We start from the raw sequence: 13,721 nt of genomic DNA, 5'->3' as shown, positions 1-13,721 counted from the left end.
TTATTACGGCTCTTATTTAAATACCTAGTGGGGTAGTGTCTTCGCTATCAATGACGCCATCGTTATCGGCATCTTGGTCGGCAATTAATCCTGCTAAGGCTATGTCTTCATCGCTGGTGTTAGGTAAAAAGAAGTTAGGTAGGCCGTCGTGGTCGGTATCTACGCTTGCTATCGCTATGCCTCTAAAGTCATCGCGAGAGGCGACTAAGTTGGTCATACCTATGTAAAGCTCAAGCTGATCAGCCTCGCCATTAACCCCGTTACTAATTAAGCTTTGTGCTTTGCTAATATCGTTAATTAACGTAAAACTGTTAACTAAGTCTTCCATGTTGTCGGCAATAATTGTATCGGCAAAGCCCAAAATAAGTGGCTCAAGCGTATTTAAAAGCGTGCTAGCTTGCGTTTTTGCATTACTATAATTTGCTGAGAAGTCGCTAATGTTCGCTGCGTTTGACCCCATACTTGAAAGCATAGAATAACGTAAAAATTCACCTGTTTGAGCTTCTTCTAAACCAATTACTTCGGCTTTAACAGCGGCTAAAATAGTTTCTAACTGATCGCTTGTTAACTCATTTAACACCGGTGTTATTTCTGTAATCGCATTATTTAAAGTGGTGCTTGCAAGCGATGCTTGGTTTGCATTAACTAAGTAACCTAAGGTTTCTAGGCGCGCTTCAAATCTGTCTTCGGTATCTTCATCTAGTGCAATATAGCTAAGTAGTTGATTGTGTACACCGGCTACTTGCTCCGCTAAGCCGCCTTCAATAAGCGATACTATTACTTGATTATGCGCCGTAATTGATGAGCTATTACTTAGCGTGCGTATGTCGCCATCATTAAGCGTATTCAGTATGGTTAAACATTTATTTGCTGCATTTGCTGTATCGCCACCAACTCGCGCTGTTAAGCTTACTAATGACTTACAGCCTTTAAAACCCGTTAAAAACGTGGTTGATGACTCTTTGCTAATGTATTCATCAGAGGCTAAAAAGTCGCCCGCATAGGTAAATACTTGCTGTGCTAAGTCGTTTCTGCCGGCTTCACTTAAAATTAGACCTGTGCCTGGGACGTTATCAAGTTCGGTAAGTGCTCTAAAAAATTCGTTGTAATCGCCATTTTCAGTAAAAAAGCTGCGAGCTTGTGCAGCGGCACTTGTTATATCTTCACCGGCAAGTAGGCGGTTAGCTATATTAAATCCATATACTTGCTCTTGCGCGTTGTTTATATCGGTTTCGCTGTCTGACAGCGTTATTGCTGGGTTTTCGTCGCTTTGGTATAAGCCTTCAATTAAGCCTGCTAAAAATTGAATAGGGTAAGTGTAGTTATCTAATGTAGCGGCGCTGTATGGCGACGCTGAGTAGGCGTAGTTACTATCGAAGCCGGTAGAGCCATACATAGCAAGGACTTGGTTAGTGTAATCTTTTGATGCTTCAAATTCGCCAGCTCTATAAAGGTATTGCGCAGCCCAAGCCCCGTGCAACGTTTTGTATTGCTCGTATGGTTGGCCTTCGTATTCGCCGCTACGTACTAGTCTGTAACCCGTTTTTAGTGCAAGTTGCGCATAGTTATTGGCAAGTAATTTGGCTTGAGTTAAATCGCTTTCATCTAAGCTTTGTGCATAGCTTTGTAGGGCATCATCTATTGATAAGCGTACGCTATTTAAAAAGTAGCCATAGCTTGATGTGTATTCGTCTTCGCGTACTTGCTCAGCGTATAACGAAATTGTATTCAACAAATTACTTGCTTGCGAGACTTGATCGGCGTCTAGGTAGCTTTTTACTAAAGAGTAAAGTGCTGATGCGTCTGATGAGGCAATGTTATCGAAACCTTTATCAGCTAAGTATTGGTTGTAGGCCGCTACCGCTTGGACGCGGTAATCGTTTGCTTGCTCTGTTTGGCCTATTTCATCAAGTGCTTGTGCCACATCTTTTAGTGCTGAAGAACGCGCCGTTTGCTCGTTTATAAGCGCTAAATAGTCGTTAGCAGTATCTAAAAATCCTGCACGCGCATAGGCCGCAGCTTGGGTTGCGTATATATCGTAACGAGACAGTTCGTCAGCAATATTTGCGCTTAGCTCATCTGCTTGTTTTAGATGAGATAGGCTAGAACTGTAGTAATAATTAAGTTTGTCTTCGTTAGTTACATAAGAAGGGCTTAACGAAATAATTGCAGTTAATGGCTCGCTAATTAGACCATCTGTGTAACTAATTTCAAATTGCTCATCAATGCTGCTTAAAGTTTGCGCTTCATAGGTAAATTCACCCGTGGTGCTATTTATGCTCATTACGCCATTACTCGGTGGTGTAATTAAGCTAATAGTTACGGTGTCACCATCTAAATCTTGCGTAGTAATAATCCCTTGCGTGGTGGTTGAAGAGGTAACAAACACGTTAGTGGTTAGTAACTGCGGGGCATCATTAACATTTTCTACGCTAAAGCGTACCACAACATTTGCTGTTAAGTTGCCATCGCTTGCGCTAATGGTCGCGGTATCTTCGCCATAGTAATTACTAAAAGGCGTATACGTAAACGCTCCATTTGCTTCTACTGCTATAGTGCCGTTACTGGGTGCATTAGCTAATGTGTAGCTAAGTACATCGTCGTCGGTGGCTGTTACTTGAGCAGTAAATGAAGTGTCTTCGTTTACAGTAAAGCTTAAATTAGGTTGTGCAAACTGCGGAGCTGTGTTGCCAGAGCCTCCACCACAGCCAGCTAAAGCAAGGGCGCATAATATTGGGGTAAACTTAATTAGCTTGTTCATTATTGTTAATATAGAAAGTTAATGATGTTGCGAATGATAACTTATATCAATTAGATTTGAAAGTTTAATCTGTATTTGTATTATAAATAGTGAGTATTCAATTGAGGTTGAAAATGTCCCTAAAAAGCAAAACCCTGCGCTTAACAGGGTTTATCTTGCAAATAAGACTGTGTTGTTAAAATAAGGGAGATGTAACCCTAGTTAAGATCGCTAATAATAAGAAGGGGGAAGTTTTTAGCTGAGCGAGGTTGCCAATTATTATAGCTAATATTGGCAATTCCAAAATAGTTAAGCATTTTAGGTGAATACGTCCAGCCACGGGCACGTTGCTTTATAGCTGCGCTGCGTAAACTTGCGCCAAGCCCTACCGTTAGTAGGTCGTGATTTACATTTAGCTTTTTATAAAAGGCTTTTTCGCGCAGGCTTGCTTTATTAATTACCTCATCGTAATGAGCACGTAATTCTTTCCACTTTTGGCTTTTTTGCGGCTCCTTTAAATGCTTTACCATGGCATCAATATCCCTGTCTAACCATTTTGCTGAGGCTGCATCGCCATGCCAGCCGATAATTGCATTAGGTTCTATTGTAGTAGGGTGCCCAGCAAGCAACACATAATTAGCACACGATGAAAAACAAAACTGCTTTATATTTACGGTTAATTTATGCGCCAAAATTAGCTCGGCTAAATCCATTCCTAAATCTATGTTTCCGCCGCCGCTGGTAATAGTAAAGTTATTAATTGTGGGATTGTTTTTTAACAGCTCAGCTGCCGTATTGTTATTTTGTTTGTTGATTTGACCACTATAAATAATCGTTTTATCACTTAAAGTGACTTTAGCCTGTAATAAAGCTGGGAATAATAAAAAAAGAGTAAAAATTAATTTTTGCATGTGGATTTTGAATGAGTATTTTTGCCAAAGGCTACGTAATTTGGCTAAGCGAGGCAAATACTAATTTATCTAAAGTAAGTTAACCCCTTTTAACCCACTCTTAACCCTTGCCCTAATAAACTATGTGTAATGATGTAAATTAGGCACAGTTAAATGGTTTATTTTAAAAAGCGCTCAACGGTTTTATTGCTTGCACTTAGCTGTACGCTTGCTGCGTGTAGTAGCCAGCCAAGCTATACAGGTAATAGCACCGAGCAATCGCTAAAGCAGCATGCAAATTGGCAATACACACAAGATGATGCAACCGAGGTAAGTTATATCACTGATTTAGTGAATATAGCGGGACTTGATTCGCTTATTGAGCAAGCCGTTGCAAATAACCCTTCATTTAACCAAGTGCATGTAGCGCTAAAACTTGCTTATGCGCAGCGCGATGTTACCGCAGCAAGCCAGTGGTTTAGTGTAGATGCCGATTTTGACGCTCAGCGTAACGAAACAACCGGCACACAGTACAGCTCATCACTAGGGGTTAGCTGGGAAGCCGACGTATGGCAAAAAATTGCTGATAACGTTGCCGCGCAAGACATGATCATAGCTAGTAATCAAGCCACTTACCAAAGCGCTAAAGACACCTTAGTAGCCAGCGTGATACGCACGTATTTAAACATTATTTTACAGCAAGATTTGCTTAACATAGAGCAGCAGCGTTTAACGGTTTTAGAAAATAACGAGCAAAGTATTGTTGAGCGTTACCAATACGGCTTAGGCGATTTAGAAGCCCTTGATACCGCCCGCACCGATACGTTATCGACCCGTGCCACTATTGCCGATTACCAAGAGCAAATAGCACAAGCTAAACGTGCTTTAGTATTATTAGTGGGCGTTGATAAGCTTGAAAACTTACCTACTACCTCTGTTTTCCCCGAGGTTGTTGAGCCATTAAGCGCATTACCAGAGCAAGATTTAGCGCGTCGCCCAGACCTACAAAGTGCCTATTACAATATTCAATCTAAACGTTATTTAGTTGATGTAGCTTACAAAGATTTACTGCCAAGCATTACGCTTTCGGCATCGCTTAGTGATTTAGCAACGACACCAAGCCAAGCGTTATTAACCAGCCCAGTTTGGAACTTATTAGGAAGCTTAAGTGCGCCATTGTTTCAAGGTGGAGCATTGCGTGCACAAGTTGATATTGCAAAATTAAATGCCGAACAAGCGTTTTGGGAATATCAAGACACCTTATTAAGCGCCGTAAACGAAGTAGAGAATGCGCTAGGCCAAGAGCAATCATTAACCCAGCAGCAGCTACAAATTAGCAAAGCGCTTGCCAGTGCTAAGCGCAGTTTTAGCAACTATCAAAGCAAATACCAGCAAGGGTTGGTTGATATTTTAGACCTACTAACCGTGCAGCAACAGGTATACGACCTACAAGCTCAGCTTAGCCAAATAAATTACACCCTTTTAACTAACCGTATAGATTTAGGCCTTGCCTTGGGCCTTGGAGTATCGTCATGAAAATTTCGCCAGCACCTGTTGTTGTAACCCTAGTTGCCATTGTTTGCATAGGGCTTGCTATTTCATATAACGGCCAAAAAATGGCGCAGCAAGCAAATGGTCCAAAGCCAGCGCCAACTGAATCTATAGCGCCAAATGTAACGGTAATTAATGCTGTACCAAGTACATATCAAGCATATGTTAGCGGCCACGGTGAAGCCAAAGCACATTGGGCACTTACCTTAAAAGCGCAAGTTAAGGGCGAAATAACGAAGATGAGTGAGCAATTTGCCACAGGTAATTTAGTTAAAAAAGACCAAGTACTTGCACAAATAGATAACACCGAATACCTACAAGCAGTCGCAAGTGCTAAAGCCACCCTTGCCGATGCCAAGCTTGCATTACAAGAAGAGCAAGACTTAGGAGGCCAAGCTAAACGCGAATGGCAGCGCTCGGGCGTTACCCAAGCGCCAAGCTCACCATTAGTATTTAGAACGCTACAGTTAGAAGCCGCACAAGCGACGGCCGATAATGCTCAATACGCATTGCAAACAGCGCAACGTGATGAAAAAAATACGCGCCTTAGTGCGCCGTTTGATGCGGTTATTTTATCGCGCGATATAGACCTAGGTACGTACGTAAGTATTGGCGACACGCTCGCTACATTAAACAGCACCGACAAAGTAGAAATTACTGTACCGCTTTCATTAAATCAGTGGCAAAACTTAGCAAGCGATAAGTCGGGTGAAGTTATTTTAAGTGATGTAACAACCCAAAATCAGTGGCAAGGTTACATTGCTCGTTTTGAGCAACACCTTGACGACAGCTCGCGTCAGCGCAGTGTAGTGGTTGCGCTAGACAAACCCTTTGAGCAAGCTACACCGTTATTACCAGGTGCTTTTTTAGCGGTACAAATTGCCGGTAAAGCGCTTAATAACGTAATTAAATTACCAGCTTCTGCGGTATCGCAAGAGGGACTAATTTGGTACGTGAACGAGCAAAACACGTTAATGAGCGTTAAAGCGCAAAAGTTATTTGAGCGTGGTGATTACGTTTATATCTCACCTATTGAAGGGCAAGCTAATTTACGCGTTGTTGCACGCCCGCTAGTGAGCTACCTAAACGAAATGCTAGTAAACCCAATTGTTGAGGAGATGCCATAATGAGTCCGCATCAAGCACCGCAATTACCTAATAATACTAACCCTTTGCACGGTATTATTAGCTGGTTTGCTAATAACTCTGTAGCCGCTAATTTGTTACTAATTAGCGTAATAGTAATGGGTATAATGTCGCTTTCTACCTTGCGTAAAGAGGCATTTCCGAGCCTTGAGCCTGATACTATTTCAGTATCGGTGGTTTACGACAGTGGCGATGCCCTGCAAGCTGAGGAAGGCATTGCCCTAAAAATAGAAGAAGCTCTTGAAACCGTTCCCGGAATTAAGCGTATTACCTCTACATCAGATGCCAGCGGCAGCCATGTAAGCATTGAGAAAAAAACCGATTACTCGCTTGATGAGCTACTGACCGATGTAAAAAACCAAGTAGATGCCATAAACAACTTTCCGGCGGATGCCGAAGAGCCAGTGATCGACAAAGCCCGCAGGCAAGACCATGCATTAACCTTGCAACTATTTGGTGATGCCGATCGTCATACGTTGCAAAATTTAGGGGAAAGATTAAAAGCCGATTTACTCGCACAGTCAGGTATTAGTGATGTTGAGCAGTCAGGCGTATTAGATCCTATGATGTCGATAGAAATCGATGAAGGGAAATTACAAGCTTACGGCTTAACATTAAGTGATGTAAGTGAGGTGATTAACAACGAATCATCAAGCCCACTTTCATCAAGCTTACGCGATAGCAATAAGGTTATTCGTTTAAAAGCAGCCGACCAAGCTTATTGGCAGCGTGACTTTGCAAATATTGTGCTTTTAACCACGAACACCGGTACGCAAATTAAACTAGGTGATGTAGCAAACGTTACCGACACGTTCGCTGAAGATACCAATTCATTAAGCCGTTATAACCAACAAAGCGCGGTAGGCATTGAAATTTTAATGGATGAAAACAGCGATATAACCACGGTGGTTAAACAAGCAAAAGCTGTAATCGATAATTGGCATGAGCGTGGTTTACTCCCTCAAAATGTAGAGCTTGAGAGCTGGTACGATAAAAGTACATTAATTACCGAGCGCCTGTCGCTTCTTACTACAAACGCGGTTACTGGTATTATTATGGTGTTTGTTATTTTAGCCATATTTTTAAATGTACGCGTAGCACTATGGGTTGCTGGTGGCCTTCCATTTGTATTTTTTGGCACGCTGTATTTTATGACCGACAGTTACACCGCGCTGACCATAAACGAAATGACCACCTTTGGTTTTATTATGGCACTAGGCATAGTAGTCGACGATGCCGTAGTAGTGGGGGAGAGTATATATACTACCCGCAAAAAACATGGCGATACCCTTAATAACACTATTTTAGGCACTATGAAGGTGGCTGTACCCACTATATTTGGCGTGTTAACTACTGTTGCTGCGTTTATGGCGCTTTCGAATGTATCAGGTAACCTAGGTAAAATTTACGCCCAGTTCGCAACGGTTGTTACTATTTGTTTATTGCTTTCTGTTGTTGAATCAAAACTTATTTTACCATCTCATTTGGCACACATAAGCACTAAACGCCAGTTGAAATCGGGCATTAGCGGCTTGTGGTCAAAAGTGCAGCACGGTGCCGACAGCGGCCTAAATTGGTTTAGCTTAAATATTTATAGCCGTGTAATAGAGTACTCATTACGTTTTAGATACGCCGTTGTTGCCGCATTTGTAGCCTTTTTTATATTGGTTATTGGTATGCCTATGACAGGTGCGGTAAAAGTAGGTTTTTTCCCAAGTATTACCGGTGATACCGTGAGCGCTGAGCTTGTTATGCAAAACGATGCAGCGTATGGGCAAACAAATAAAAACTTGTTAGCGCTTGAACAAAGTGCACTGCAAGCACAGCAAAACTTAATGGATAAGTACGACTCGCAAGAGAGCGAAATAACCAGCTTACAACTTGTTAGCAGCAGTGATACGAGTGGTACGGTTACGATTGAGTTGCTTAACGAAGGTGCTTTTACAGCAAGCGAGTTTGCACAAGAATGGCAACGTTTAGCTGGCACGCCAGAGGGCAGTAAAAAGCTACAAGTATTGGCTACACGTAAAATGGTGGATAATTTTAAAGTAGAGCTAAAAGCCTGGGATGATGAAACCGTTATGGCCGCAGGCGCACTGTTTAAAGAGCGCTTACAAAATACTGCTGGTGTTAATGGCATAGACGACAACTTAAATCCTGGTTTACCCCAGCTTAAATTTACCTTAAACGCACAAGGTCGCGCATTAGGTATGGATACCGCAACGTTATCTAATCAGGTTTTGCAAGCGTTTGGTGGTGCAATTGTACAGCGTTACCAACGTGACAAAGACGAAGTAAAAGTGCGCGTACGCTACCCAGAAAACGCCCGTAAAACACCAGCCGATATCATGCAATCGCGTATTAGATTACCCGATGGCACTGTTGTACCTTTAGTTAACGTAGCCAATATAAGCAGCGAATACCAGCAAGATGAAATAACGCGTATTGATGGCCTACGTGCAATTTACTTAAGTGCGCAAGTTGATAAAAACGTAGTGGCCTCTAATGAGTTGGTTGATAATTTAAGCCGCGATTTAGTACCTGAGCTTACTAAGCAGTTCCCTAACTTAAGTATTCACTTTGCTGGTGAAGCTGAAGAGCAAGACGAAACCACCGGCTCAATGGGCACTATGTTTATAGCGGCGTTATTAGTTATTTACGTATTGCTGGCCATTCCGCTTAAATCTTACATTCAACCTATGTTGATTATGGTGGCGATTCCGTTTGGTATAGTGGGGGCTATTTTAGGCCACTGGTGGAACGACTTAACTATAAGCATACTCTCGTTAAATGGTATTTTGGCGCTAAGCGGGGTAGTGGTAAACGACAGTTTATTACTTGTTTCACGCTTTAACGAACTGGTAAAAGATGAGGGCATGAATACGCACGATGCTATTGTAGAGTCGTGTACTAGCCGTTTGCGTGCAGTAATGCTTACCTCTATTACAACGTATGCGGGCTTAGTGCCGTTATTAAGTGAAACATCATTGCAAGCACAGTTTTTAATCCCCGCTGCGGCATCGCTTGGTTACGGTATTTTATTTGCAACCGTAATTACATTAATACTAATACCGGCATTATTAATGATTCAAATAGACATTAAGCGCTTAATTGCTAATGTGGTAGACTTTTTAAGTGGTAAACGCACTCAAGGAGCTGCCTCTTAATGATAAGCGTACTACTGGTTGAGGACGATATCGACCTTGCAACAACAATTGTAGATTACCTCGATATAGAAGACATTGAGTGTGACCATGCAAGCAACGGGATTATGGGTCTAAATTTAATTCAAAGTAATCAGTACCAAATGATTATTTTAGATGTAAACATGCCCAAAATGGACGGCTTAACAATGTGCAAAACATTGCGTGAACAAGGTAAAGATATTCCGGTATTAATGTTGACCGCACGCGATAGCCTCGATAACAAACTCGAGGGTTTTGCTGCCGGTAGCGACGACTATTTAGTAAAACCTTTTGCCATGAAAGAGCTAGTAGCGCGGGTACAAGTGCTGGCAAAGCGCAAAAGCGGCGAGGCAAAACGCCTCACTTTAGCTAACTTAAATTTAGATTTAGCAAAACGCAGTGCCGATGTAGAGGGGCAAATATTAAAGCTCTCTCCGATTGCATTTAAACTGCTCGAAACCCTAGTACGCAATGCGCCGCAGCCTGTTACGCGCAGTGCCATTATGCAAGCTATATGGGGTGAAGAGCAACCCGACAGCAACAGTTTAAAAGTGCATGTGCATCATTTACGTAAGCAATTAGAAGCAACTACACACCAAGTTACACTTGAAACCATTCCTAGTGTGGGCTTTGCAATAACAGCAAATGAAGGGCAACCAAAATGAAAATAAGGCCTAGTTTAAGGCTCTACTTTTTTGCCAGTATGGTGGTGCTTAGCTCTGCTATGGCCATTGGCTTTTCGTTTTTAAGTGTCAATTACTTTGTTGATGGCCTTGATAAAGGCTTAAACGGGATAATGCTAAAGCTTACGCAAACAACGCAGGTAAAAGCAGGGGAGCCAAAAGACATAATAGGTTTTACTATCGCAAGCCGCTGGGAAGATATGCCAAGCATAATTAAACAGCGGTTTTCAAAGCCTACAGAAATAGGCTTACTGCACAAAAGAAAAGATCAGTCGTCGATGTTTACAATGCCCGAGAATCTTTTTTTTGTTGTGTATTATCCAAATGAATTGGGCGAACCACGTTATATATCGCGTATTATGCTCGAAAAAGACCGCCCCACGGTCATTGCCCATATAGAGCCCGAACAACGCATGCTATGGATTGCCATTACAGGCATTGCTGCCATTGTGTTATTTGCGTTTTTTTTGTTTATGGTAATGAAAAAAATAGCCAAGCCAGTGGAGTCGTTAAGGGGCTGGGCCAAATCGTTAAACCAAACTAACCTGCAGCAAACACCGCCCGATTTTACCTATAACGAGCTAAACACTTTAGCCACATTAATACGCAGCAGCTTACTTTCGGCGAATGAAAGCGTAGAGCGCGAGCAGCGCTTTTTAAGCTATGCCAGCCACGAGCTGCGAACGCCAATATCGGTTATTCGCAGTAACGTTGAGCTACTTAACCGCTTAAGCGAAAAAGCCCCGTTAAGTGATAAACAACAGCTCACACTTGAGCGTATAGAGCGCGCTGGTTTAACCATGAGCGATTTAACCGATACGCTATTATGGCTAAGCCGCAACGAAGATCAGCAAAGTAATCCAGAACCTGTAAACCTGAGTGATAAAATAACGACCCTAAGTAATGAGCTTAATTACCTGCTTAATGCTAAGCACGTTGAGGTGGTTTTAAACACCCAGCAAGAGAGCGTGATTACAACCGACGCTACTGCGTGTCACATTGTACTGACTAACTTAATTCGTAATGCCTACCAACATACCCAACTTGGCCAAGTACACATTACGCAGCAAGGCAGTAAAGTCACTATTGTTAATTGTAGTAAGCAAGACGATGCCCCTAAAGCGAGCGAGCCTTCAGCAAAACCCGCCAGCATAGGGTACGGACTAGGCCTGCAATTAAGTGAAAAAATAATTAAACGCCACGGCTGGGTATACGAAGTAAATGACATGCCAGGGCGCTACGAAGTGGTGGTCGATTTTAGTTAGTTACTTGGTTAATTAGGTTTCAAGTATTGATAACCGCGCTAAAGCTTTTTTATAAAGGGTTAGCGCGGTTTTTTATGTGAAATTAAACATTTGATTAAATAGTATGCGATAGTAGAGTGTAAAACTCGGTATGGGAAATTGCTCTATAGCAATCAGGGCAATCCAGTACAAACTAGTTGCGATTATTGAATGTTTTATTTTAGGAAATGTATGCAGATATTTTTAGTTTTTGTATTACTTTGCCCATTTTGGGTATGTAGTGCTGAAAACACATCGCTTATTATTTCTGAAAATGTACTGAGCTCAGATGAAGCAAACAAATTACACATTCATCGACTAGTTGATGGAAATAGTGAAAATTTGGACGATAGCTGGATAATACTAATGTATCCAGAAGTTGATCAGCAAGGTCAACTAATATCAGAGTTATGCATAAGTATTAATAGTGGTCCAAAGAATTTAGCTTCGTTGTGTGCTGCTATAAACAAGTCTGAAATTAGCGGGTTTAATCGTTCTGATTTTGAAATAGGGGAAAGTGTTTCTGTTTCAGCTAATTTTATATACGGTGCAGCTAGTTATACTTTACAAAATGTTTTATTACTTGAAAGCGAAGACTATGAGTCATTCAAAGAGCGATATAATAAACGCGGCGACCCAGAGAATGATTAATAGTCATATATTTAGCAAACAATACAAAAAACGATACCAACATATTTAGTGTTGGCTAACAGGGAGTGTTTATTTTATGTTCAAAATTATAATTATTTTAATATCAATTATTTCTTTTAATGCCTTGGCAGCAGAAGAAGTGAAGCTTGGAGTTGTAGGGAACGTTGGGGCGGATGGCTTTTTTAGCCCAAAAGTAATGTCATTTATTATTGAAGAAGTAAAGCCTAGTTCTCCCGCTGAAAAAGCAGGGATTATTGCAGGGCAAAAAATTATTTCTATAGAAGGCTGTAAAATTCCGGGCTGCCCTGCCAGTAAAGCAAAAAAATTAATGCGCAAGGAGTCAGGAGATATCTTACAGTTAGTTTTAGAAAATGAGGATGGTAGCCAAGTTCCTTTAGAAGTTCCTATGAATGCTTGGTAAGCCTATTGAACTTTAAAGTATTAAACCATAATTAGTTATAAAACGCCGTTAGTTGTCGGATGGCGCTGCGCTTATCCGACCTACGTTTTAAACGGTTTAAAAGTGTTTTAAAAAAGCGGCTTAACGCAATGAACGTTAAGCCGCTTTTTTGTGATTACTGATAGGATAATACCTGTAAATGATTACTCGGCTGAAGCTTGTTTGGTTTTTCTAAACATAAACTCAAGGGGAATATGTAGGCGTTTTGCCCATGCATTTTCGGTGTGATCTTCACCCGGGAAGTACTGGCTTTGCCAAAGTTTTGCTGGGTACTTATGCTCCATAAATAGTGCATCAATTTGTGCTTGTAACTTAGGGTACATGGCATCTAAGGTGCTGTCGCCGTAATCAAAATACACTTTTTGGTTACTTAGCTTTGCGATGTTGTTGGCAATGTAATTTTTAAACTCGGCAAATACCTCGTCGTCGTGGCTAAAAATACCTGGCCAGTGGGTCGACATACAAATAGCGCCGGCAAATTCGTGAGGGTAATTAAGTAGTGTATACCACGATATAAGCCCGCCCATGCTAGAGCCACCAATATAACGGTGCTGCGCGCCTTTGTTTACGTTGTAGTTAGATTCAATGTAAGGAATAACTTCTTTAACTAAAAAGCGTGAGTAGTTATCTGAGTAAACCTTAGAGGCAAATAATTTATGGCCTGGGTATTTTTCTAACTGGTAAAGGGCGTTTTGCTTTTGCTTGCTTAGGGCCTCAAACGGTTTTTGTGGGTAGTATTCGCTGTGGCGGTTTTCTACGGCGTTAGGAATGCCGACCACAATAAATGGGCGTACTTTACCTTGCTCTATTAGTGTGCCGGCTACTTCATCTACGCGCCATTCTTGCTTGTTCCATGTGCTGTTGGCATCAAATAGCATGCGGCCATCGTGCATGTAGAGCACGTCGTAGGTGGTGTTTTTGTTGTAACCTGGCGGTAGCCAAACATTTAAAAAGCGGTTTTTTACAAACTGTGATTCTATATTGTCGATTATCTCAATTTGGCCTTTGCTTACTTGCACGGTGGCCGTGTTTGCATAGCTGGTATGCACTACAAGTATTGATAAGCTAAACAGTAAAGCAACTAATTTCATGATGGCGCCTTAGCATACAAAAAGTGCACTATCACAAGCTTG

At 41.6% G+C, this 13,721-nt stretch carries 10 protein-coding genes; 7 read left to right on the top strand and 3 right to left on the bottom strand.

Annotated elements, in window-relative coordinates; translation table 11 throughout:
* Positions 1 to 16 precede the first annotated feature (16 nt).
* Entirely contained in the window at positions 17 to 2,761 is a 2,745-nt protein-coding gene (locus tag QUE46_RS13420; RefSeq protein WP_286245183.1) for a cadherin-like domain-containing protein, read from the bottom strand.
* A gap of 197 nt (positions 2,762 to 2,958) precedes the next feature.
* Positions 2,959 to 3,651, bottom strand: a complete 693-nt coding sequence (locus QUE46_RS13415) for a hypothetical protein (protein WP_286245182.1) — start codon at positions 3,649 to 3,651, stop codon at positions 2,959 to 2,961.
* A gap of 153 nt (positions 3,652 to 3,804) precedes the next feature.
* Here QUE46_RS13415 and QUE46_RS13410 point away from each other — a divergent pair, with 153 nt between their 5' ends.
* The 7 genes from QUE46_RS13410 to QUE46_RS13380 all read left to right on the top strand — a co-directional run bounded on the left by QUE46_RS13410 (position 3,805) and on the right by QUE46_RS13380 (position 12,549).
* Positions 3,805 to 5,166: a TolC family protein gene (locus QUE46_RS13410; protein ID WP_286245181.1), complete on the top strand. Its 1,362-nt coding sequence runs from the start codon at positions 3,805 to 3,807 to the stop codon at positions 5,164 to 5,166.
* Positions 5,163 to 6,308 (top strand): efflux RND transporter periplasmic adaptor subunit, encoded by a 1,146-nt coding sequence (locus tag QUE46_RS13405; protein WP_286245180.1) that lies wholly within the window; start codon positions 5,163 to 5,165, stop codon positions 6,306 to 6,308. The genes QUE46_RS13410 and QUE46_RS13405 overlap by 4 nt, the downstream gene beginning before the upstream one ends.
* Complete coding sequence (locus tag QUE46_RS13400) at positions 6,308 to 9,493, top strand: efflux RND transporter permease subunit (protein WP_286245179.1); 3,186 nt, start codon at positions 6,308 to 6,310, stop codon at positions 9,491 to 9,493. The genes QUE46_RS13405 and QUE46_RS13400 overlap by 1 nt, the downstream gene beginning before the upstream one ends.
* Positions 9,493 to 10,176: a response regulator transcription factor gene (locus tag QUE46_RS13395; protein ID WP_286245178.1), complete on the top strand. Its 684-nt coding sequence runs from the start codon at positions 9,493 to 9,495 to the stop codon at positions 10,174 to 10,176. The genes QUE46_RS13400 and QUE46_RS13395 overlap by 1 nt, the downstream gene beginning before the upstream one ends.
* Positions 10,173 to 11,459 (top strand): HAMP domain-containing sensor histidine kinase, encoded by a 1,287-nt coding sequence (locus QUE46_RS13390; RefSeq protein WP_286245177.1) that lies wholly within the window; start codon positions 10,173 to 10,175, stop codon positions 11,457 to 11,459. Before QUE46_RS13395 ends, QUE46_RS13390 begins: the two co-directional genes overlap by 4 nt.
* A 210-nt stretch (positions 11,460 to 11,669) precedes the next feature.
* Entirely contained in the window at positions 11,670 to 12,128 is a 459-nt protein-coding gene (locus QUE46_RS13385) for a hypothetical protein (RefSeq protein ID WP_286245176.1), read from the top strand.
* A 76-nt stretch (positions 12,129 to 12,204) separates the two neighbouring features.
* A complete protein-coding gene (locus QUE46_RS13380; RefSeq protein WP_055018436.1) occupies positions 12,205 to 12,549 on the top strand; it encodes a PDZ domain-containing protein in 345 nt (114 codons plus the stop codon).
* Positions 12,550 to 12,731: 182 nt separating this feature from the next.
* Here QUE46_RS13380 and QUE46_RS13375 read toward each other — a convergent pair whose 3' ends face one another.
* On the bottom strand, positions 12,732 to 13,679 hold the full coding sequence (locus QUE46_RS13375; RefSeq protein ID WP_286245174.1) for an alpha/beta hydrolase: 948 nt from the start codon (positions 13,677 to 13,679) through the stop codon (positions 12,732 to 12,734).
* Between the last annotated feature and the right edge of the window lie 42 nt (positions 13,680 to 13,721).

It is taken from the genome of Pseudoalteromonas sp. MM1 (genome assembly GCF_030296835.1).
Lineage (GTDB): Bacteria > Pseudomonadota > Gammaproteobacteria > Enterobacterales > Alteromonadaceae > Pseudoalteromonas.
Note: the sequence above shows the minus strand (reverse complement) of the source record. Positions and strands in the feature narration are given on the sequence as shown.

What these genes read in the sequence shown, in the direction of transcription:
- QUE46_RS13415 (WP_286245182.1), bottom strand. Translation starts at nt 3,651, where the DNA reads ATGCAAAAATTAATTTTTACTCTTTTTTTATTATTCCCAGCTTTATTA.
- QUE46_RS13385 (WP_286245176.1), top strand. Translation starts at nt 11,670, where the DNA reads ATGCAGATATTTTTAGTTTTTGTATTACTTTGCCCATTTTGGGTATGT.
- QUE46_RS13405 (WP_286245180.1), top strand. Translation starts at nt 5,163, where the DNA reads ATGAAAATTTCGCCAGCACCTGTTGTTGTAACCCTAGTTGCCATTGTT.
- QUE46_RS13375 (WP_286245174.1), bottom strand. Translation starts at nt 13,679, where the DNA reads ATGAAATTAGTTGCTTTACTGTTTAGCTTATCAATACTTGTAGTGCAT.
- QUE46_RS13395 (WP_286245178.1), top strand. Translation starts at nt 9,493, where the DNA reads ATGATAAGCGTACTACTGGTTGAGGACGATATCGACCTTGCAACAACA.
- QUE46_RS13420 (WP_286245183.1), bottom strand. Translation starts at nt 2,761, where the DNA reads ATGAACAAGCTAATTAAGTTTACCCCAATATTATGCGCCCTTGCTTTA.
- QUE46_RS13410 (WP_286245181.1), top strand. Translation starts at nt 3,805, where the DNA reads ATGGTTTATTTTAAAAAGCGCTCAACGGTTTTATTGCTTGCACTTAGC.
- QUE46_RS13380 (WP_055018436.1), top strand. Translation starts at nt 12,205, where the DNA reads ATGTTCAAAATTATAATTATTTTAATATCAATTATTTCTTTTAATGCC.
- QUE46_RS13400 (WP_286245179.1), top strand. Translation starts at nt 6,308, where the DNA reads ATGAGTCCGCATCAAGCACCGCAATTACCTAATAATACTAACCCTTTG.
- QUE46_RS13390 (WP_286245177.1), top strand. Translation starts at nt 10,173, where the DNA reads ATGAAAATAAGGCCTAGTTTAAGGCTCTACTTTTTTGCCAGTATGGTG.